General features: G+C 61.9%; 20 protein-coding genes. 14 read left to right on the top strand and 6 right to left on the bottom strand.

What is annotated here, in order from left to right; all coding sequences use genetic code 11:
* Window positions 1-20: 20 nt before the first annotated feature.
* The gene (locus O5O48_RS10035; protein ID WP_269686910.1) at window positions 21-161 is read right to left on the bottom strand and encodes a hypothetical protein; all 141 of its coding nucleotides are present in this window, start codon (window positions 159-161) and stop codon (window positions 21-23) included.
* Window positions 162-359: 198 nt separating this feature from the next.
* Between O5O48_RS10035 and O5O48_RS10030 the strand changes: the two genes are divergently transcribed.
* The 3 genes from O5O48_RS10030 to O5O48_RS10020 all read left to right on the top strand — a co-directional run bounded on the left by O5O48_RS10030 (window position 360) and on the right by O5O48_RS10020 (window position 2,372).
* A complete protein-coding gene (locus tag O5O48_RS10030; RefSeq protein WP_088273468.1) occupies window positions 360-806 on the top strand; it encodes a GNAT family N-acetyltransferase in 447 nt (148 codons plus the stop codon).
* 184 nt (window positions 807-990) lie between these two features.
* Window positions 991-1,518, top strand: coding sequence for an inorganic diphosphatase (ppa, locus tag O5O48_RS10025; RefSeq protein WP_088273467.1), 528 nt, complete (start codon window positions 991-993; stop codon window positions 1,516-1,518).
* 68 nt (window positions 1,519-1,586) lie between these two features.
* Window positions 1,587-2,372, top strand: a complete 786-nt coding sequence (locus O5O48_RS10020) for a methyltransferase domain-containing protein (RefSeq protein WP_228245233.1) — start codon at window positions 1,587-1,589, stop codon at window positions 2,370-2,372.
* Here the strand turns inward: O5O48_RS10020 and O5O48_RS10015 are convergent.
* Genes O5O48_RS10015 through O5O48_RS09995 form a run of 5 tightly spaced genes read right to left on the bottom strand, consistent with a single transcriptional unit; the run spans window position 2,369 to window position 6,672 of the window.
* On the bottom strand, window positions 2,369-3,403 hold the full coding sequence (locus O5O48_RS10015) for a GGDEF domain-containing protein (RefSeq protein ID WP_269686909.1): 1,035 nt from the start codon (window positions 3,401-3,403) through the stop codon (window positions 2,369-2,371). The two genes, O5O48_RS10020 and O5O48_RS10015, sit on opposite strands and share 4 nt — an antisense overlap.
* A 41-nt stretch (window positions 3,404-3,444) precedes the next feature.
* On the bottom strand, window positions 3,445-4,797 hold the full coding sequence (locus O5O48_RS10010; RefSeq protein WP_269686908.1) for an MATE family efflux transporter: 1,353 nt from the start codon (window positions 4,795-4,797) through the stop codon (window positions 3,445-3,447).
* A 4-nt stretch (window positions 4,798-4,801) separates the two neighbouring features.
* Complete coding sequence (locus tag O5O48_RS10005) at window positions 4,802-5,167, bottom strand: translation initiation factor Sui1 (RefSeq protein ID WP_088273464.1); 366 nt, start codon at window positions 5,165-5,167, stop codon at window positions 4,802-4,804.
* Window positions 5,164-5,709 (bottom strand): NUDIX hydrolase, encoded by a 546-nt coding sequence (locus tag O5O48_RS10000; RefSeq protein WP_269686907.1) that lies wholly within the window; start codon window positions 5,707-5,709, stop codon window positions 5,164-5,166. Before O5O48_RS10000 ends, O5O48_RS10005 begins: the two co-directional genes overlap by 4 nt.
* A 3-nt stretch (window positions 5,710-5,712) precedes the next feature.
* Window positions 5,713-6,672 carry a DUF2333 family protein gene (locus tag O5O48_RS09995; RefSeq protein WP_269686906.1) on the bottom strand — a complete coding sequence of 320 codons (960 nt, stop codon included), beginning with the start codon at window positions 6,670-6,672 and terminating at the stop codon, window positions 5,713-5,715.
* 174 nt (window positions 6,673-6,846) lie between these two features.
* On the opposite strand from O5O48_RS09995, the gene O5O48_RS09990 reads away from it, so the two are divergent.
* The 11 genes from O5O48_RS09990 (at window position 6,847) to purD (ending at window position 20,036) form a co-directional block, all read left to right on the top strand.
* Window positions 6,847-8,814: a methyl-accepting chemotaxis protein gene (locus O5O48_RS09990; protein ID WP_233048326.1), complete on the top strand. Its 1,968-nt coding sequence runs from the start codon at window positions 6,847-6,849 to the stop codon at window positions 8,812-8,814.
* A 109-nt stretch (window positions 8,815-8,923) separates the two neighbouring features.
* A complete protein-coding gene (dsbD, locus tag O5O48_RS09985; RefSeq protein ID WP_269686905.1) occupies window positions 8,924-10,729 on the top strand; it encodes a protein-disulfide reductase DsbD in 1,806 nt (601 codons plus the stop codon).
* Window positions 10,730-10,866: 137 nt separating this feature from the next.
* Window positions 10,867-11,310, top strand: coding sequence for a type II 3-dehydroquinate dehydratase (gene aroQ / locus O5O48_RS09980; RefSeq protein WP_228245221.1), 444 nt, complete (start codon window positions 10,867-10,869; stop codon window positions 11,308-11,310).
* A gap of 31 nt (window positions 11,311-11,341) precedes the next feature.
* The gene (gene accB, locus O5O48_RS09975) at window positions 11,342-11,797 is read left to right on the top strand and encodes an acetyl-CoA carboxylase biotin carboxyl carrier protein (RefSeq protein WP_233048328.1); all 456 of its coding nucleotides are present in this window, start codon (window positions 11,342-11,344) and stop codon (window positions 11,795-11,797) included.
* 19 nt (window positions 11,798-11,816) lie between these two features.
* Window positions 11,817-13,157, top strand: a complete 1,341-nt coding sequence (gene accC / locus O5O48_RS09970) for an acetyl-CoA carboxylase biotin carboxylase subunit (protein ID WP_269686904.1) — start codon at window positions 11,817-11,819, stop codon at window positions 13,155-13,157.
* 126 nt (window positions 13,158-13,283) lie between these two features.
* A complete protein-coding gene (gene prmA, locus O5O48_RS09965) occupies window positions 13,284-14,162 on the top strand; it encodes a 50S ribosomal protein L11 methyltransferase (RefSeq protein WP_269686903.1) in 879 nt (292 codons plus the stop codon).
* A 71-nt stretch (window positions 14,163-14,233) separates the two neighbouring features.
* A complete protein-coding gene (locus O5O48_RS09960; RefSeq protein ID WP_228245216.1) occupies window positions 14,234-15,445 on the top strand; it encodes a DUF3426 domain-containing protein in 1,212 nt (403 codons plus the stop codon).
* Between the two features lie 272 nt (window positions 15,446-15,717).
* Window positions 15,718-16,653: a tRNA dihydrouridine synthase DusB gene (gene dusB, locus O5O48_RS09955; RefSeq protein ID WP_269688686.1), complete on the top strand. Its 936-nt coding sequence runs from the start codon at window positions 15,718-15,720 to the stop codon at window positions 16,651-16,653.
* Window positions 16,650-16,973, top strand: a complete 324-nt coding sequence (gene fis / locus O5O48_RS09950; protein ID WP_088273456.1) for a DNA-binding transcriptional regulator Fis — start codon at window positions 16,650-16,652, stop codon at window positions 16,971-16,973. The genes dusB and fis overlap by 4 nt, the downstream gene beginning before the upstream one ends.
* A gap of 82 nt (window positions 16,974-17,055) precedes the next feature.
* Complete coding sequence (gene purH / locus O5O48_RS09945; RefSeq protein ID WP_228245213.1) at window positions 17,056-18,663, top strand: bifunctional phosphoribosylaminoimidazolecarboxamide formyltransferase/IMP cyclohydrolase; 1,608 nt, start codon at window positions 17,056-17,058, stop codon at window positions 18,661-18,663.
* A gap of 92 nt (window positions 18,664-18,755) precedes the next feature.
* Window positions 18,756-20,036, top strand: a complete 1,281-nt coding sequence (purD, locus tag O5O48_RS09940) for a phosphoribosylamine--glycine ligase (RefSeq protein WP_269686902.1) — start codon at window positions 18,756-18,758, stop codon at window positions 20,034-20,036.
* Window positions 20,037-20,047: the final 11 nt, after the last annotated feature.

Below are 20,047 nucleotides of genomic sequence, written 5' to 3'. Positions count from 1 at the left end.
TCCTTGTCACAATCGAATGGCTACAGCTTACGCTGAAAGCTGAAAGCTGAAAGCTGAAAGCTGAAAGCTGAAAGCTGAAAGCTGAAAGCTGAAAGCTGAAAGCTGAAAGCTGAAAGCTGAAAGCGCAACAGCATGGCGACGGCCGGCAGTATGTCAAGCATCGGAACCACCTGAACGCCTGCCGCCGCGCGACAGCGCTCCAAAAGCCGGCCGACACAACGCGTCTGTGCGCCCGCAAGCACCGCATCCCAGCTTTTTTAGGGGCCTGCGATTGCAGATTCAAAAGTACTGATGCACGATGCTGTTAATGACCACCCAAAACCTGCCAGCCACTTAATGACCATAATTGGAGCACTCGTATGCGCATAGTCCAGGCTGATATCGATCGACTCGACGAGGTGACGCCGCTCTTTATCAAGTACCGCGAGTTCTACGGCCAGCCGCCGCTGCCCGAGGCATCGCGCCGCTTCCTCGAAGCGCGGCTGGTACACGAACAGGCCATCATTCTGATCGCCGAGGATGAAGACAGCGGCAAGGCCCTCGGCTTTTGCCAGTTCATTCCCAGTTTCTCGGCCCTGACGCTTGCGGCCAGCTGGGTACTCAAAGGCATCTACGTCACCGAGGAGGCGCGTCGTCAACTGGTTGCCGACAAGCTGATCAATCACGCCAAGAACATGGCGCGCGAGGCCGGGGTCAAGCGAATGACCGTGATGACCGGCGAGGAAAACGTGGCTGCACAAAGTCTGTATCGCTCGCTGGGCTTCTCCAACGACCACGATTTCATGTACTTCGCACTGAAACTCTGACGCCCTGCGCCGCCGCGCCGATGCACGCGTGGCGGCGCTTGTGCGCCCATTTCCCGACAGCCGTGGCCGACACTCTCGGCCAGAGCACATCTACGACCAAGGTTCACCCCGTTTTTGCTTGGTATCGGCCGGCGATGCGCCTATAATGCCGGCCAGTTTTCAACTATGGCCCCTCAGGTAACCCATGAGCTACGACAAGATCCCCGCCGGCAAAGACATTCCCAACGACATCTACGTCGCTATCGAAATCCCAGCCAACCATGCGCCGATCAAGTACGAGATCGACAAGGACAGCAGCACCCTGTTCGTTGATCGCTTCATGGCGACCCCTATGTTCTACCCGGCCAACTACGGCTACATCCCGAACACCCTGGCTGACGACGGCGATCCGCTGGACGTGCTGGTCGTTACCCCGCATCCGGTCGCTCCCGGCGCAGTTATCCGCGCACGCCCGGTTGGCGTTCTGCACATGACCGACGATGGCGGCGGAGATGCCAAACTGATCGCCGTCCCGCACGACAAGCTGAGCGTGCTGTACCGCGATATCAAGGAATACACCGACCTGCCGGAACTGCTGATCCAGCAAATCCAGCACTTCTTCGAGAACTACAAGGATCTCGAACCCGGCAAGTGGGTCAAGATTGACCGCTGGGGCGGCGCTGATGAAGCCCGCGCGGAAATCGTCAAGGCTGTAAACGCTTACCAAAAATAAGCGTTTCGCCCCGCTAAAAAGCCGGCCACAAGCTGGCTTTTTTTATGCCTGCACGGCAGAGTCTCGCCATGACCGACCGCTACTTTGACCACCTGGGCGCCCGTTTCGCCCAGCGCATCTATGACAGCCCCAAGGGTGCCATTCGTCTGGCCGTGTTGCAGCGCGACCTGCAGCAATGGCTGCCGGCATTGCTGCAGGCAGAATCGCCGCTGCACATTCTCGACATTGGCGCCGGCCTCGGCCAGATCAGCGGCTGGCTGGCCGGCCTTGGCCATCAGCTCACCGTCGCCGAACCTTCAGAAGCGATGCTTGATGCGGCCCGTGAGCGCATCAACGCCAGCAACCCCGCCCTGCCCGTACGCTTCATGCAGGCGCCGCTGCAGGATCTCGCCGCGCAGGGTGAACGGTATGACCTGGTGATCTGTCATGCGGTACTGGAATGGCTGGCCGACCCGGCGCAGGCGCTGCAGCAACTGGCCGCCCTCGTGCAGCCCGCCGGCGCGCTGTCCCTCGCGTTCTACAACCGCGACGCACTGATCTACAAGAATCTGGTCAAGGGTCAGTTCAAAAAGCTGCGCAAGAAGCCGTTGTCCGGCCAGGGCACGAGCGGGCTGACCCCGCAGCAGCCGATTGACCCGCGTGACGCCATGCAGTGGATCGCCGCGGCGAGCCTTAGCTGCCTGGCCACCAGCGGCGTACGGGTGTTCTATGACTACATGCCGGAGCCCTTCTGCAGTAACAGCAGCCTCGAAGATCTGATTGAATACGAGCTGCGCTACAGCCAGCATCCTGCCTACCAGCATCTGGGACGCTACCTGCACTGGTGGCTGCGCCCGGCTACTACGCTCGACTAACCGCGAACCACACGGTTACGCCCCTCACGCTTTGCCCGGTAAAGTGCAGCATCAGCACGGGCGATGAGATTCTGAGCAGCGCCATCCACATCCTGCGCTGCGGCCAATGCGGTCCCCAGGCTGATGGTGACCTCCAGCGGACCATCTTCCAGTTCGAAGGCGTGGCGACAGAAACTATCGCGCAAACGCTCTGCAACGGTATCCAGCTCATCCTGACCCTGTACCAGCGCTAATACCGCCAGCTCCTCGCCGCCCAGCCGCAATGCCAGGTCGTGCGGACGAATCGTCGCCACCATGCGCTGGCCGGCCTGAATCAGCACTTGGTCACCACCAGCGTGCCCACGCTCATCATTGATCCGCTTGAAATGATCCAGATCGCCATAGACAAAGCCGACCAGCAACCCCTCGCGCTCGGCACGACTGATGATCGCAGGCAACATGGTGCGCAACCCCTGACGGTTCCACAACTGCGTCAATGGATCAATCAGCGCCCGCCGCTCGGCCGCACCCAGCGCCTCCTGCAGCCAGGCCGCATCCATGCGCAACTGATGCGCAACAAACAGGGCCTCCAGCAACTGTTGAAAGTCGCCCATCGCCTCACGTTCGCTGTCGGTCAGCTCACGCGGCGCGGTATCGTGCACACAGAACGAGCCGATCCTGCTGCCATCGGGCGCATGCAGGGCAATGCCCGCATAAAAACGCACAAACGGATAGCCGGTTACGGCCGGATTATCGAAAAAGCGCTCATCGGCGTGCGCATCCTGCACGTAGAGAATATCGTCGGACAGAATGGTGTGACCGCAGAACGAAACGTTGCGCGGCCCTTCAAGATTCGTCGCTCCGATGCGCCCCTTGAACCACTGGCGATCAGTGTCGATCAGGGTCACCAGCGTACTGCCCACGCCAAACATCCGCTGAGCGATGCGCAGCAATGCATCAATATGCGGATCAGGTGGCGTATCCAGCAGTTGCATGGCGCGGAGCGCGGCCAGACGCTGCTGTTCATCTGCCGGTATGGACGCCTCTATCATTGCTCTTCTCCCATTACTGCCCAGCCCTTTCAGCATCACTTCTAATCTAGCTGCATCCAGCGGTCCGTGCGCCAGAGCCAGGCAAACCAGCCCCCCAGAAGCAGCGAGCGCAACGCCATAAACGTCAAAAAGCCAAACCAGACAAGATGATTACCTTGGCCTTGCAAGGCCCACGCCAGCGGCAAGTAGCACACCAGCGCGAGCAGCATGGTATTGCGCATGGCCAACGCGCGGGACGCGCCGATGAACAAGCCGTCAAGCAGATAACTCCAGACGGTCACCAGCGGCATGATCGTAACCCAGACCAGATACTGCCGGGCCAGTGCCCTCACCTCCGGCAAATCCGTAAGCAAACGAATGAGCAGATCGCCGCCCAGAGCAAACGCCGCAACAAAAGCCAGGCTCAGCACCAGCGACCAGCCGGTGGTAATCACCAGCACCTGGACCAGCCCACGCCTGTCCCGCTTGCCTAGGGCGTGACCGCCAAGCGCTTCGAGCGCATGTGCCAGACCATCAAGCGCATGGGAGGTAATCAGCAGAAAGTTGAGCAGCACCGCGTTGGCCGCGACCACCTCATCTCCGAGCCTGGCACCCTGCACCACCAGCAGATAGAACACCGACTGCAACGCCAGGGTGCGAATGAGAATATCCCGATTGACCCGCAGCAGCGGCGCCGCGCCTTTGAGCCTGAGACCTCGCACCCAGTCAAACGCCCCGGGGTATTGCCGCAGGATAGACCGCACAAGCGCGAGCCCGAGCAGCAAGCCGAGCACATCACCGCAGACGCTGGCCCAGGCCGCACCCTGCACGCCCAGATCCAGCCCAACCACCAGCAGCACATCCAGCAGCATATTGGTCAGGTTGACGGTCAGCAGCATCGCGAACGGCACGCGGCTGTTCTGGGCGCCGATAAACCAGCCGATCAGCACAAAGTTGGCCAGTGCCGCCGGCAGACTGATCAGGCGAATCTGAAAATAGGCGCGGGCCTGCTCAAGCAGCGCCTCACTGCTCTGCAGATAGTGCAGCCCCATATTCAGTAGCGGCGTGCGAAACAGCCAGACCAGTGCACTGATCAACACCGCCAGCCAGATTGCCTGCAGCAGGATACGTCGGAGCTGATCGCCATCTGCGCTGCCACAGGCCTGCGCCGCAAACCCGGTGGTACCCATGCGCAGAAAGCCCGTTGCCCAGAGCACGAAGGTAAACAGCGTGCTGCCAACAGCCACAGCGCCCAGATGATGGGCCCCGTCCATATGCCCGATAACCGCGGTATCGACCAACCCGACCAGCGGCACACTGATATTGGAGAGAATCAGCGGCAGCGCGATATGCCAAACCCGGCGCTGCGCCAGCGGGTCGCGCCAGGCGCTCAGCAGTTGCCGCCGAAGGATCACCCGCTCAGCCTCCGGCGCGCTTGACCTTGAACCCTTCCGCCACCAGCAGCTCGCAGACCTGATCGGCCTTGTCGCCCTGAATCTCGATAATGCCGTCCTTTACCGCGCCGCCACAGCCGCAGCGATTCTTCAGCCGCTTGGCCAGCGCCTTGAGGTCATCGGCGTTCAGCAGTACACCGGTCACGGTGGTTACCGTCTTGCCACCGCGGCCTTTGGTTTCCCGGCGCACCCGGGCGATGCCGTCACCCTCGGGAATAGCCTGGTCAGCACAGCGACATTGCGCCACCGGCTGTTCACAGCCCGGGCACAGACGCCCGGCATCGGTCGAATACACCAGGCCACCCAGGGCCTGCAAACCGGTTTTTTTCATGCATGAAGTTCCAATGACGAGTGTTGCAGCAGACGCGCCAGCGCTTCCAGGGAGTCGGGAGCATATTGCTCCCCCGCACGCTGCCAGTCGCTGCGCGGGTCCACCCAGCGCACCGCTTGCACTTCTTCCGGCTGCAGCGTCAGCGGGCCATCCCAGCAGCAACTGAATACCCCACCCCACAGCTGGCTCTCGGCCGAGTTGAAGAAAAACCGGAAGTGCTCGGTCAACGGCACGCCGGACACTCCCAACTCCTCTGCCAGCTCCCGCTCAGCGCCCTGCAGATAACTCTCACCGGCCGCCACCACACCGCCTGCAGCCACATCCCAGAAGGAAGGATAAAGACGCTTATGCGGCGTGCGCTGATGCACACACAGCTCACCGAGGGAGTTGAATACGAAAATAAAGGTACAACGGGTAATCAGACCACGCGACTGAGCGTCGGCACGCGACACGACACCCAGTTCACGATCCTGCTCATCGACATGAATCACCCGCTCGCTGCCGGAAGCCTGAAGATAGGCCACGATGTGTTGCTGATCCACAAATCAGCCCTGTTCCAGCAAACGGCGCAGTTCAATCATGCCGGCGTTGGCACGGGACAGATAGTTGGCCATGACCAGCGAATGGTTGGCCAGCATGCCGAAGCCGTCACCGTTCAGCACCATCGGACTCCACAATGTCTGCTGGGTGGCTTCCAGTTCACGGATGATCTGCTGCAGGCTCACCAGCGCGTTCTTCTTCTCAAGCACATCGGCGAAGTCATGCTCAACCGCACGAAGCAGCTGCACCAGGGCCCAGGAAGTACCGCGAGCCTCGTAGAACACGTCGTCGATTTCCAGCCAGGGCGTTGTCTCGCCAAGCTTTCCGCCGGTCGTCAACGGCGCGCGCCCCACACTGGCAGACAGGCGTTGCGACATGGAGCCAAGACGGGTGCTGACATCCCCTACCCAGCTGGAGAGGTTGTCTGCACGGGAGTAGAAGTCCGCCTCACCGCGTTGCAGGCGTTCGATATAGCTGTCGAGTGAGCGAATACCGTCGCGGTATTCGCTTTCGCTGGCCGGCATGGCCCAGCTGTTGTTGTCGAAATGCAGCCGCGGCTCCGCCTTGGCCAGATCACGGTCCTCGGTAGACTGCGACTGCGAACGCGCCATATCGCGGCGCAGCGCACGGGTCATGTCACGCACCTGAACCAGCACGCCATACTCCCAGCGCGGCATGTTATCCAGCCACAGACCGGGCGGCATGATGTCGTTGCTCAGGTAGCCACCCGGCTTCTCAAGCAGGGTCTGCACCACAGCTCGCAGGGTGCGGGCGGTGTATTCGCCATTGACCATCTCGGGTTGCGGGGCACCGGCAACCGACTCCAGATCAGGCTCGCTGCTCCAGTACCAGCCCACCAGCAGGCAGATAAAGAGCCAGATCACAACCAGTGCCAGCACTGCGCTGCTTACCAGTGAGCCATGACCGTCGCCGCCCGTAGCTGCGTTGCGCTTGCCAAATTTCATATTCCGACTCCTGTGGCTATTCTGCGGACCAGCATATCACGGCTGTTTGAATGGCTGCGCAGATCAGCGAAAACGCACTGCCGGGGGCGCGCCATCATCCGGCCAGCGCATTCATCAAGCTGTCACACAACTGACATTATTATCCCGGCAGTCCGATTCTACCGGGGTACTGCCATGCGCCTGAAATCTCTCACCCTGTTCAATACCGTGCTGCTCGCTGCTGCCGGCGTAGCGCTGGGTGCCAGCCTGTGGTGGTCGCAACAAGCGTTGAAGGCTCCCTATGCACTGATGGACGCCTATCTCAACATGGTCGGACAGACCCAATCCCTGCAACAGGACACCGAGGCCTACCGCCAGCACGGTGATGCCCTGCGCCTGCAACAGGCCCAGAATACGGCTGCCGCCTTGCAACAAAACCTGCAGCAGTTCCCGGAAACCATCCGCCAGCCATTCGACGCACCTCTGGCAGAGTTTGTCGAGTTTATGCAGACCGATCTGCTGGCGGTCGGCAAGCTGGCCGGTGATCCGCAGGCATTACTGATTCAGGCCGAGCGCGAAGTGCTGGCCGAACTTTCACACCTGGCTGCCTACAGCCGCGACGGACAACGCCAGGGCGCTGAGGCGGCGGCAGATTATGTGCGCCTGATTGACGAATTGCAGGCCAACCTGGTGCGGATCAGCCTGGCAAGAGCCCGCCTGTTCAGCCAGAACGATCCCGCCTTGATTGAAAACCTGCAGCGCCTGCTTGCCACCACACGCCAGAACGCCGACGAGCTCGACCGGCTGCCGCTGCTCGGCGTGGTCGAGGCGCAGCAGAAAAGCAACGACCCCTTCGCCTCATTGCTGGGTGTCGATACAGGCAGCAAGGCAAGCGCCAGCGACCCTGGCAGCGACTACAAGCGCGCCCTGCAATCGCTGCTCAACCGCTACCCGGCAGAACTGGAACGAACCAGCGCATTGATCAGCGAGCGCGCCAGACTGCAACAGATCACCGGCGAGCGGATCGCCGGCCTGCTGCAAGGGGCCGAGCAAATGCGGCCGGCACTGACCGCTGCCCGCGACCGTGTCACCGCCCAGGTGCGCAACGTTCAGTTGGGCATCATCGCCATGCTGATTCTGATCGCGATTCTGATCGAGCGCATGCAGCGCTCCCTGGCCAACGGCATCAGCCAGTTCGCGCCGGTCCTGTCGACCTACGCCGGCGGTGACTTCACCAAGCCCGTTGCTACCCGCAGTCGGGTACAGGAACTGAAACAGCTCGAGCATTCGGCCAACCAGTTGCGCCAGTATCTGATCGAACTGGTGACCACCATCAATCAGCAGGCCGAGGCACTGAGCGGCACCAGCGACGACCTGGAAAGACTGTCTGCCGACACCCATGACCGGGCAGCCCAGCAACAGCGCGACACCCAGTCAATCAACCAGGATATCGGCGGCATGGACGAAGCCATCCGTCTGGTGGCCACCAACGCCGGCGAAAGCGCCGAGCTGGCACGGATCGCCAACCGCGAGGTGCGCGATGGCCAGCAGGTGATTGGCGGCACCATCGCCCAGATGCAGCAACTGGTGGTCGAGGTACAGAACAGCGCCCGTACCATCGACCGCATGGTGGCCGAATCAGACACCATTGGCAGCGTGCTGGAGGTTATTCAGGGCATTGCCGAGCAAACCAACCTGCTGGCCCTGAACGCCGCCATTGAGGCGGCCCGGGCTGGTGAGGCCGGGCGCGGTTTTGCCGTGGTCGCCGATGAAGTGCGGGGGCTGGCCCAGCGCACTGCCGGCTCGACCCAGGAAATCCGTCAGCTTATCGAACGGCTCCAACAGGTGGCTCGCCAGTCCGCCGGTCAGATGGAGGAGCAGGTCAAGCACGCACGCAATACCGCCGAGCAAGGCCAACTGGCGGACGCGGCACTGGGCCGCATCGTCAACGCCATCGAGCGCATCAATGAATTGGCCGAGCATATCGCCACCCACACCGACGCCCAGTCTGATCGGGTGCGCACCATCCGAGAAAACAGCCAGCAGATTCACCATCTGAGCGAGGCCAACCTCGGCATGGTGGTGCATACCCGCCAGCATACCCAGCAGATCAGCCAGCGCAGCCGCGCCCTGCTGTCGGCGGTCTCCGCCTTCCGAATCTGACCGGCTGAGCCATTCAGCAACAATTGCGGCACTGCGCCTCATGGCCAGTGCCTTTCACCTGCCTGCGTCAGCCTTTATGATGACCGTCCACTTTTCGGTCGGTTATCCCATGCGCGCGTTTCGTTTTTGCCTGATGCTGCTGGTATTGCTAAGCGCCAGCGTCCACGCCCAACTCTCCGGCAATGGCTCTCTTACCGGGCTGATCCAGAGCGGCAGCAGCCAAAATACCTTTCTGCCGGTTGATCAGGCCTTTCGCCCGGATATTCTTGACGCCAGCGCGCAACAGGTCACGGTCATCTTTGAAATGGCGCCTGGTTACTACCTGTATCGCCACCGCCTGCACCTGAGCAACCCGCAAAGCCCGGACCAAGACCTGCAGATCAGCCTGCCGGAAGGCAAACACAAGACAGACGAGTATTTCGGCGACGTTGAGGTCTACTACGACCAATTGCAGATTCAGCTCGACGCCAGCCAATTGACCGCAGGTCAGACCCAGTTGCGGGTCGGCTTCCAGGGCTGCGCCGACGCGGGTCTTTGTTACCCGCCGGAAACCGTCATGCTGGATCTGCCGGCACCGGCTGCCGGCGGCACCACAGCAAGCAGCAACGCCTCTGCCACAGAGCCGGCAACGGCAACAGCCCCCGACGATCAGGAGCATGATCGCCTGATGACCTGGCTGCTGTTTCTGCTGGCCGGCATCGGCCTGACCTTTACCCCGTGCGTACTGCCCATGCTGCCGATTCTCTCCAGCATGGTGTTGGGCCGCAGCCATATCAGCCGTGGCCGCGCGCTGTCGCTTTCGCTTGGCTACGTGCTTGGCATGGCCGTGACGCTGGCCATTGTCGGCGCCCTGATCGGCAGCTTCGGCGCCGCCCTCAACCTGCAGGCGCGGCTGCAATCACCCTGGATACTGGGCACCTTCGCGGTGTTCTTCGTGCTGTTCGCACTGGCCATGTTCGGCCTGTTCGATCTGCGCTTGCCCGAGTTCCTGCGCGAACCGCTGGAACGCCTGAATCGCCGAGCCCACGGCGGCTCGCTGCCCGGCGCCACTGCCATGGGTGCGCTGTCGACACTGGTGGTATCGCCCTGCATCTCTGCACCGCTGGCCGGCGCGCTGGTCTACATCAGCAGCACCGGGGACACCATAGGCGGCGGCCTAAACCTGTTCGCCCTGGGTCTGGGCATGGGGGTGCCGCTGATTCTGGTAACCCTGTTCGGCAAGAGCCTGCTGCCCGGTTCCGGCCCGTGGATGGAAACGGTCAAGCATCTGTTCGGCTTTGGCTTGCTGGCAGTCGCCATCTGGCTGCTTGAACGTGTCCTGCCGGGCCCGATAAGCCTCGCCCTGTGGGCTGCATTGGCCGCAGGTCTCGCCGTGCGGCTCGGGCTGATGCAAGGCGGCAACTACCTTCGTCAGACCATAGCCCTGCTGTTTGCGCTGTATGCCGCAGCCGCGCTGTTCGGCGCACTGGCTGGCGGCGAAGACCCGCTCAGGCCGCTGCAGCCACTGGCTGGCGGCAGCGCGACTCAGCCGGCCACTGCGGCTTTCACGCTGATCAGGGAGCCCGTCGAACTCGAACGCCAGCTGGCTTTGGCTGCCGAGCGCGGCCAGCCCGCGATCGTCGATGTTTATGCCGACTGGTGCATCAGCTGCAAGATCATGGAGCGCACCATCCTCAGCCAACCAGAGGTACAGGCACTGCTGGCCAACCATCTGCGCATCAAGCTTGATCTGACCGACAACAGCCCGGAACAACGAGCCTGGCTGACCCGCCACCAGTTGTTCGGCCCACCCGCCTACCTGTTTTTTGCCACCAACGGACAGGAACGCCGTGACCTGCGCATTCAGGGCGAAGTCTCACTGGAAGAATTCAGCAGCCTCGCCAGCCAGTCCGCGCAGGAAAAGATTGCGCCATAATGCAGCCATCATGCTGACATCTGATGTCAACAGTCCACTTCTGGACAGGCCGACCTGATTACGGCAAACTGCCGGAAAAATCTTGACTGACGGGTCACTGCCGCAGCGCACCCGTCCTGCAATGGAATACACGCACAATGGCCAGCATCCTGGTCCTCCACGGACCCAACCTGAACCGCCTCGGCAGCCGTGAACCCGGCGTCTACGGCGCGACGACACTGGATCAGATCAACCAGCACCTGCGCGAACTGGCCAGCCAGCAGGGGCATCATCTGCTCAGCCTGCAAAGCAACGCCGAGCATGAGTTGATCGAACGCATTCATGCCGCGGGTGACGAAGCCATCGACTTCATCATCATCAATCCGGCTGCTTTTACCCACACCAGCGTCGCAATACGTGACGCATTGCTCGCAGTGAGCATCCCATTCATCGAAGTTCACTTATCCAACGTGTATAAGCGCGAACCCTTCCGTCATCACTCCTACTTTTCGGACGTAGCCGAGGGAGTGATCTGCGGTCTGGGAGCCAAGGGCTACGAGCTGGCCCTGCAAGCCGCGATACACAAGATCGACCAAAACTGATTACGCAACCTGCTCTGGAGTGCATGCATCAATGGATATTCGCAAAGTCAAAAAACTCATCGAACTTCTGGAAGAGTCCGGCATCGACGAACTGGAAATACATGAGGGCGAGGAGTCGGTTCGCATCAGCCGTCACAGCCAGCACGCACCGGTACCGCAGTATCAGGTAGCCCCTGCTCCGGCCCCGGTTGCCGCCGCGCCTGCACCGGCCGCCGCACCGGCCGCCGAGCCAGCAGCTCCGGCCGAACCGAGTGGCCACCTGGTTCGCTCGCCGATGGTTGGCACCTTCTACCGCTCGCCGTCCCCGACTGCGGCCGTATTCGTTGAAGTGGGCCAGACCGTCAAGGCCGGCGACGTGCTGTGCATCGTCGAGGCGATGAAGATGATGAACCACATCGAAGCCGACAAGAGCGGCGTGGTCCAGGCGATTCTGGTAGACAACGGCCAGCCGGTCGAATTCGATCAACCGCTGTTCAGCATCGCCTGAGCCCGGGCCGGAGGCTTAGATGCAAAAAGTACTAGTTGCCAACCGAGGTGAAATTGCCCTGCGCGTGATCCGCGCGTGCAAGGAACTCGGTCTGAAAACCGTGGCAGTGCACTCCACTGCCGACCGCGAGCTGATGCACCTGGCCATGGCAGACGAAACCGTCTGCATCGGCCCGGCACCGGCGACCGATTCCTACCTGAATATTCCGGCGATCATCAGCGCTGCAGAGGTCACCGGCGCTGACGGTATCCACCCCGGCTACGGCTTCCTCGCCGAGCGTGCAGACTTTGCCGAGCAGGTGGAAAACTCCGGATTCACCTTCATCGGCCCGAGCGCCAGCGTGATCCGCCTGATGGGCGACAAGGTCTCCGCGATTGCCGCCATGAAGGAAACCGGCGTACCAACCGTGCCCGGCTCCGATGGCCCACTGCCGGAAGACGAAGCCGGGTGCCTGAAGATTGCCCAGCGCGTCGGCTACCCGGTCATCATCAAGGCCGCCGGTGGCGGTGGCGGTCGCGGCATGCGCGTCGTGCATGAAGAGTCCGAGCTGATCAAGTCGATCAAGCTGACCCAGGTTGAAGCGGGCGCTGCCTTCGGCAACCCGATGGTCTATCTGGAAAAGTTCCTGACCAATCCGCGTCACGTGGAAGTGCAGGTACTGTCGGACGGTCAGGGCAATGCCGTTCACCTGGGCGACCGCGACTGCTCGCTGCAGCGCCGTCACCAGAAGATCATCGAAGAAGCGCCGGCACCCGGCATCGACGAGAAGGCGCGCGCCGAAGTTCAGGCCCGCTGCGTTCAGGCCTGTATCGATCTGGGCTACCGTGGCGCAGGCACCTTCGAGTTTCTGTATGAAAACGGCGAGTTCTATTTCATCGAAATGAATACCCGCGTACAGGTTGAGCATCCGGTTTCGGAAATGGTCACCGGCATCGACATCGTCAAGGAGCAGATCCTTGTCGCATCGGGCCAGCCGCTGAGCATTCGCCAGGAAGATGTTGTCATTCGTGGCCACGCCATCGAGTGCCGCATCAACGCCGAAGATCCGAAGACCTTTATGCCCAGCCCCGGCACGGTCACCTTCTTCCACGCTCCAGGCGGCAACGGCATCCGTGTCGACTCCCACCTGTACAGTGGCTACAAGGTTCCGCCGAACTACGACTCGCTGATCGGCAAGCTGATCGCCTACGGCGCGACGCGCGATGAAGCACTTGCACGTATGCGCAACGCCATCGACGAGCTGGTAGTAGACGGCATCAAGACCAATACCGCACTGCACCGTGAACTGGTCCGCGACCCCGGCTTCTGCAAGGGCGGCGTCAACATTCACTATCTGGAGCACAAGCTGGCAGGGAAGTAACTGCAAGCTGCAGGCTCACAGCGTATTATCTGCACCATTCGGGGGAGCGAATTATCGCTCCCCTTCTTTTTCTGCTGATCTTGCAGCTTGAAGCTTGCCGCTTGAAGCTGCGCCAAAGGAGCCCCCATGTCCTGGCTGCAACTGCGTCTTGCCATTACCCCCGAACAGGCCCCCACGCTGGAAGATCAGCTACTGGAACTCGGCGCTGTGTCGGTCACCTTTATGGATGCCGAAGACCAGCCCATCTTCGAGCCGGACCTGGGCACCACCCCGCTGTGGTCAAACACTCACCTGCTCGCGCTGTTCGAAGCAGACACCGACCCGGAAGCACTGCTGCAGCATCTGCGCCTGCTGTGGCAAGCCGAGCTGCCGCCGCACGAGCTGGAAAAAATCGAGGATCAGGACTGGGAGCGCAGCTGGATGGACAATTTCCACCCCATGCGTTTCGGTGAGCGTCTGTGGATCGTACCCAGCTGGCATGCAGCGCCAGAGCCCGACGCGGTCAACCTGCTGCTGGATCCCGGTCTGGCGTTCGGTACCGGTACCCACCCGACGACATCACTGTGCCTGCAATGGCTGGACGCACAGCAGCTGCAAGGCAAGACACTGATCGACTTCGGCTGCGGCTCAGGTATCCTGGCCATCGCCGGCCTGTTGCTGGGTGCAGAGCACGCCGTCGGTACCGATATCGACATTCAGGCACTCGAGGCCTCGCGCGACAACGCCCAGCGCAACCAGGTTGCCGATAACCGCTTTGATCTCTATCTGCCCGAGCAGATGCCGGATACACCGGCTGATGTGCTGGTGGCCAATATCCTCGCCGGCCCGCTGGTCAGCCTGGCGCCGCGTCTGGCCAGCCTGGTAAAACCCGGGGGCCTGCTGGCCCTGTCCGGCATCCTCGCGGAACAGACCGACGAGATTCTGCAGGCTTACCGCGACGACTTCGAGCTGGACCCGGTCGCCAACCAGGAAGGCTGGATTCGGGTCAGCGGCCGTCGCCGGTGACAGCCCGCCCCTGATCCGGGCAGAATACCGACTCGAACAGCAAACCTCCGCAACAGGACAGCCGGCCATCCATGAGTGAACTGCAGGTCACCCAGTGCCCCTTCTGCAAGACGCACTTTCGTCTGACTCATGAGCAACTGCATGCCGCCGCAGGGCATGTCCGTTGCGGCGCCTGCCTCAAGGTGTTCAACGCCTTGCCTCAGAGCGCAATGGCAGACCTGCCGGCAGCGCCCGAACGGCCCGCGAGCTCCCATCGGGAGGATTTTCTGATCCATGACGACCTGGAACTGGACGACCTGGATCTGGAAGCCCTGGGTCTGGACGAGTCCATTCTCGACGAGATCAATCCATCTGCAGCGGGCAGCCCACCCCCTGCAACCGGCGACGTCGACCCTGCAGATGACGTGACGCCGGCCCGCGGTAAAACCGACGCCAGGATCGGAACCAGCCTTGACGCATTGATTGAAGATGAGCCGGATCTCGACGAATCCTTTCTGGCGACGCCACCTGCGCGTGATATCGGCCCGTTAAGCGCCAGTCGCTCGACCACCAACGATACCGCCTCAGCGCCGGCACAGGTGGTGCCGTCCACTCCCCTCATGCCCGACGACCGCATCGTGCCGCAACCGGACGACACCGACGAGCCGATACACCGTGATCGCAGGGAGCCCGCGTTCTCAGTGGTGCCCGATACGGAGACGGACAGCGTACCGGCACAAAGAGAGCCGGCCTTTGGCGATCTGCTGCACCTGCCGGAGCTGGAAGATGAGCCCTTGCCGTTCGAAGCACCACTTAGCCGACGTCGCGCACGCCACAACTGGCTGTGGGGCATCCTGTGTCTGCTCGCAATAGCGGCTCTGGCCACCCAGGCTGCGCTGTACAACCTGGATGCGTGGGCGCGCAATGCACAGTTGCGCCCCACGCTGGAGAGTATCTGTCTGATTACCGGCTGCCGCCTGCCGGCGCGCGTCGATATCAGCCAGATTCGGAGCAGCAACCTGCTGGTCCGCCCGCACCCGGAGTTTCCGAACACGCTGGACATCAATCTCATCATCTACAACCGAGCCGATTTCGACCAGCCATTCCCGGTCATCCGCATGGCATTCAGCGATAGCCGCGGTCGCGTTACAACGACCCGCGACTTTCGTCCCACCGAGTACCTGGCCGGCGAGCTGGCGGGGCGCACTCTGATGCCGTCACAGACGCCGATACATATCGCCTTGAGCATGGTCGCCCCGAGCCAGCAGGCAACCAGTTACCAGCTGGACTTCGTCACGCCCTGAGCCTTTCGTCGGCGCGCACCGCTGGCTGTCGCGCGGTGCCGCCAATTGGCCTAAACTCGCTGGTCAGCTGTACAAAAAACACCCAGAACAGTCTTTAACCGGTCATGCTTTGCGGGTATCATGTGCGCCCTTTTCGCCCATCTTCGCCCTGAGCCAGAGCGGACGGGATACAGCGACCCGCCAGCCGCACTGAAAACCGACAGTACAGGGATGGACCAGCAGTGATCAGTATCGGACCCTATCAACTCACCAATCGTGTGATTCTGGCCCCGATGGCCGGCGTTACCGATCAGCCCTTCCGGCAGCTGTGCCGGCGACTGGGTGCCGGGCTGGTCGTGTCCGAAATGGTGACCAGTGATACCCGGCTGTGGAACAGCCGCAAGTCACGTCTGCGTCTGGTGCATGAGGGTGAGCCCGAGCCACGCTCGGTGCAGATTGCCGGTGGCGATCCCGAGATGATGGCACAGGCGGCGCGGATGAACGCCGAGCTGGGCGCACAGATTATCGACATCAATATGGGCTGCCCGGCAAAGAAGGTTTGCAACAAGGCCGCCGGTTCTGCGCTGTTACGCGACGAGCCGCTGGTTGCAGCCATCTGCGAGGCCGTGGTTCAGGCCGTTGATATTCCCGTTACCCTGAAAATCAGGACCGGCTGGGATCCGGAGAATCGCAACGCCCTGCGGGTAGCGCGGATTGCCGAAGACAGTGGCATTCAGGCGCTTGCCGTGCATGGCCGCACCCGCTCCGAGCTATACACCGGTCACGCCGAGTACGACACCATTGCCGAAGTCAAGCAAAGCATCCGTATCCCGGTATTCGCCAACGGCGATATCACCAGCCCGGACAAGGCCCGCCAGGTCCTGCAGCACACTGGCGCTGACGCCGTCATGATTGGCCGTGCTGCCCAGGGCCGCCCGTGGATCTTCCGCGAGATTGACCACTTTCTGCGTACAGGCCAATACCTTCCGCCCGCGTCACTGGATGAGCAGCAGCAGATTCTGACCGACCATCTGAGCGCACTGCATGCCTTTTACGGCGCCGAGCACGGCGCCCGTATAGCCCGCAAGCACGTCAGCTGGTATCTGCAAACCCTGCCTGGCGCCACCGAGTTTCGCAGGGAGTTCAACCGCATTACCGATGCGCACCAGCAACACATCGCCATCGCGCATTACTTCGCCCGTCTGCTGGAAGGAGATCTGGCAGCATGATTTACGACACCACCCTACCTGATGGAAGCCACACCGTGAGTGACAGCAGTCAATCCATCATCCCGGCAACCGGGATTGATGACATCCGCACCCCGAGAACGCTGCGCGACAGTGTCGAAGAGGCCCTGCACAACTATTTCCAGCATCTCGAAGGCCAGGACGTTACCGACGTCTACAACATGGTGCTTTCGGAGGTCGAAGCACCGCTGCTTGAGAGCGTGATGAATTACGTCAAGGGCAACCAGACGCGAGCCTCGGAAGTGCTGGGCCTGAACCGCGGAACGCTGCGCAAGAAGCTCAAACAGTACGGACTGCTCTGAAGCTGCCAGCCAGAATTGCCTCCACTTGAAGCTTGAGGCTTGTAGCTTGAAGCTGATTTTTTGAACCTAGCCTGGATCCAAGATGACCGATCAAACTACCCGCCTGCCGGTACGCCGCGCACTGATCAGCGTTTCCGACAAGACTGGCATCGTCGACTTTGCCCGCGAGCTTACCGCCCAGGGCGTTGAAATCCTCTCCACCGGTGGCACCTACAAGCTGCTGTGCGAACAGGGCATCAAGGCTGTTGAAGTAGCCGACTACACCGGTTTTCCGGAAATGATGGACGGCCGGGTGAAGACCCTGCATCCGAAGATCCACGGTGGTATCCTCGGTCGTCGCGACCTCGATGGCGACGTCATGGCGCAGCACGGCATCCAGCCAATCGACATGGTCGTGGTCAACCTCTATCCGTTCGCCGCCACCGTCGCCAAGCCCGGTTGCACCCTGCCCGACGCCATCGAGAACATCGACATTGGTGGCCCGACCATGGTTCGCAGCGCAGCGAAGAACCACAAGGACGTCGCCATCGTCGTCAACGCCAGCGATTACGACAGCATCGTGGAAGCCCTGAAGAGCGGCGGCCTGACCTACGCCCAGCGCTTTGACCTGGCCCTGAAGGCGTTCGAGCACACCGCTGCCTACGACGGCATGATCGCCAATTATCTCGGCACCATTGAGCAGACCCGCGACACCCTGAGCACCGAAGACCGCGCTACCTTCCCGCGCACCTTCAACAGCCAGTTCATCAAGGTGCAGGACATGCGCTACGGCGAGAACCCGCACCAGGCCGCAGCCTTCTACAAGGAAGCTGCCCCGGCCGAAGCCAGCATCGCCACCGCGACCCAGCTGCAGGGCAAGGAACTGTCCTACAACAACGTGGCCGACACCGACGCCGCGCTGGAATGCGTCAAGAGCTTCACCAAACCGGCCTGCGTCATCGTCAAGCACGCCAACCCCTGCGGCGTGGCGGTGGTACCGGAAGACGAAGGCGGCATCCGCAAGGCCTACGATCTGGCCTGGGCGACCGACAGCGAATCCGCCTTCGGCGGCATCATCGCCTTCAACCGTGAGCTGGACGGCGCCACCGCTGCCGCCATCGTTGAGCGTCAGTTTGTTGAAGTCATCATCGCCCCGCGCATCAGCGCCGAAGCCCGTGCTGCGGTCGCCGCCAAGGCCAACGTGCGCCTGCTGGAATGCGGCGAATGGGGCACCGAGCGCCAGGCAGACTGGGACTACAAGCGCGTCAACGGCGGCCTGCTCGTGCAGAGCCGAGACATCGGCATGATCACCGCAGACGACCTGAAGGTGGTCACCAAACGCGCGCCGACCGAACAGGAAATCCACGACCTGGTGTTCGCCTGGAAAGTCGCCAAGTTCGTCAAATCCAATGCCATCGTCTACGCCAAAGGCCGCCAGACCATCGGAGTCGGCGCCGGCCAGATGAGCCGCGTCAACTCCGCCCGCATCGCTGCCATCAAGGCCGAGCACGCAGGCCTGCAGGTCGCCGGCGCGGTCATGGCATCCGATGCCTTCTTCCCGTTCCGCGACGGTATCGACAACGCCGCCAAGGTGGGCATCAGCGCCGTTATCCAGCCCGGCGGCTCCATGCGCGATCAGGAAGTGATTGACGCAGCCGACGAAGCCGGCATGGCCATGGTCTTCACCGGCATGCGCCATTTCCGTCACTAATCCCTGAGCCGCAAGCTGCAAGCCGCAAGCAGAGCGCCCAAACAGCGCCGCTTGCAGCGTGAAGCTTGAAGCTCTCTCCACAGGAGAGTTACATGAATGTACTCATTATCGGCAGCGGCGGGCGTGAGCACGCGCTGGCGTGGAAAGTGGCGCAGGACGAGCGCGTCGAGAAGGTCTTTGTCGCCCCAGGCAACGCCGGCACAGCGATTGAGGCCAAGTGCGAAAACGTCGCCATCGACGTGCTGGAACTGGACAAGCTGGTTGCCTTTGCCAAGGACAATGTCAGCCTGACCATCGTCGGCCCCGAAGCCCCGCTGGTTGCTGGTGTTGTTGACCGTTTCCGCGCGCACGGCCTGCCCTGCTTTGGCCCGACCGCCGGGGCCGCGCAACTGGAAGGCTCCAAGGCCTTCACCAAGGACTTTCTGGCCCGTCACCAGATTCCAACTGCCGAGTACCAGAACTTTACCGAGATCGAACCCGCGCTGGCTTACCTGCGCGAGAAAGGCGCACCGATCGTCATCAAGGCCGACGGCCTGGCTGCTGGCAAGGGCGTGATCGTTGCCATGACGTTGCAGGAAGCCGAGGATGCCGTGCGCGACATGCTGGCCGGCAACGCCTTCGGCGAAGCAGGTTCACGCGTGGTCATTGAGGAGTTTCTCGACGGCGAAGAGGCCAGCTTCATCGTCATGGTCGACGGCGAACACGTGCTGCCGATGGCGACCAGCCAGGATCACAAGCGCGTTGGCGATGGCGATACCGGCCCCAACACCGGCGGCATGGGCGCCTATTCCCCTGCCCCGGTGGTGACCGACGAGGTCCATCAGCGGGTCATGGAACAGGTCATCTGGCCGACCGTGCGTGGCATGGCGGCCGAAGGCAACGTCTATACCGGCTTCCTCTACGCCGGCCTGATGATCGACGCCGACGGCAATCCCAAGGTCATCGAGTTCAACTGCCGCTTCGGCGACCCGGAAACCCAGCCGATCATGCTGCGCCTGCAGTCGAGCCTGGTTACCCTGATTGAAGCAGCCAATGCGGGCACGCTGGATCAGGTCAGTGCACAGTGGGATCCGCGTTGCAGTCTTGGTGTTGTGCTGGCAGCCGGCGGCTACCCTGCCGACTACGCCAAGGGCGACGTCATCAGCGGACTGGAAGAGGCGGTCAGCGACAATGGCAAGGTGTTCCATGCCGGCACTGCGCTGAAAGATGGCCAGGTCGTTACCAGCGGCGGTCGGGTCCTCTGCGCCACCGCGCTTGGCGAGACCGTAAAGGCCGCCCAGCAGGGCGCCTACGAGCTGGCCCGACAGATAAGCTGGAAAGGGAGCTTCTACCGCAGCGATATCGGCTACCGCGCCATCGCCCGGGAGAGCTGAACAAGGCACGG

Origin of the sequence: Halopseudomonas sp. MFKK-1, assembly GCF_027474385.1 — a bacterium.
In the GTDB taxonomy this organism is placed as follows: domain Bacteria; phylum Pseudomonadota; class Gammaproteobacteria; order Pseudomonadales; family Pseudomonadaceae; genus Halopseudomonas; species Halopseudomonas aestusnigri.
Note: the sequence above shows the minus strand (reverse complement) of the source record. Positions and strands in the feature narration are given on the sequence as shown.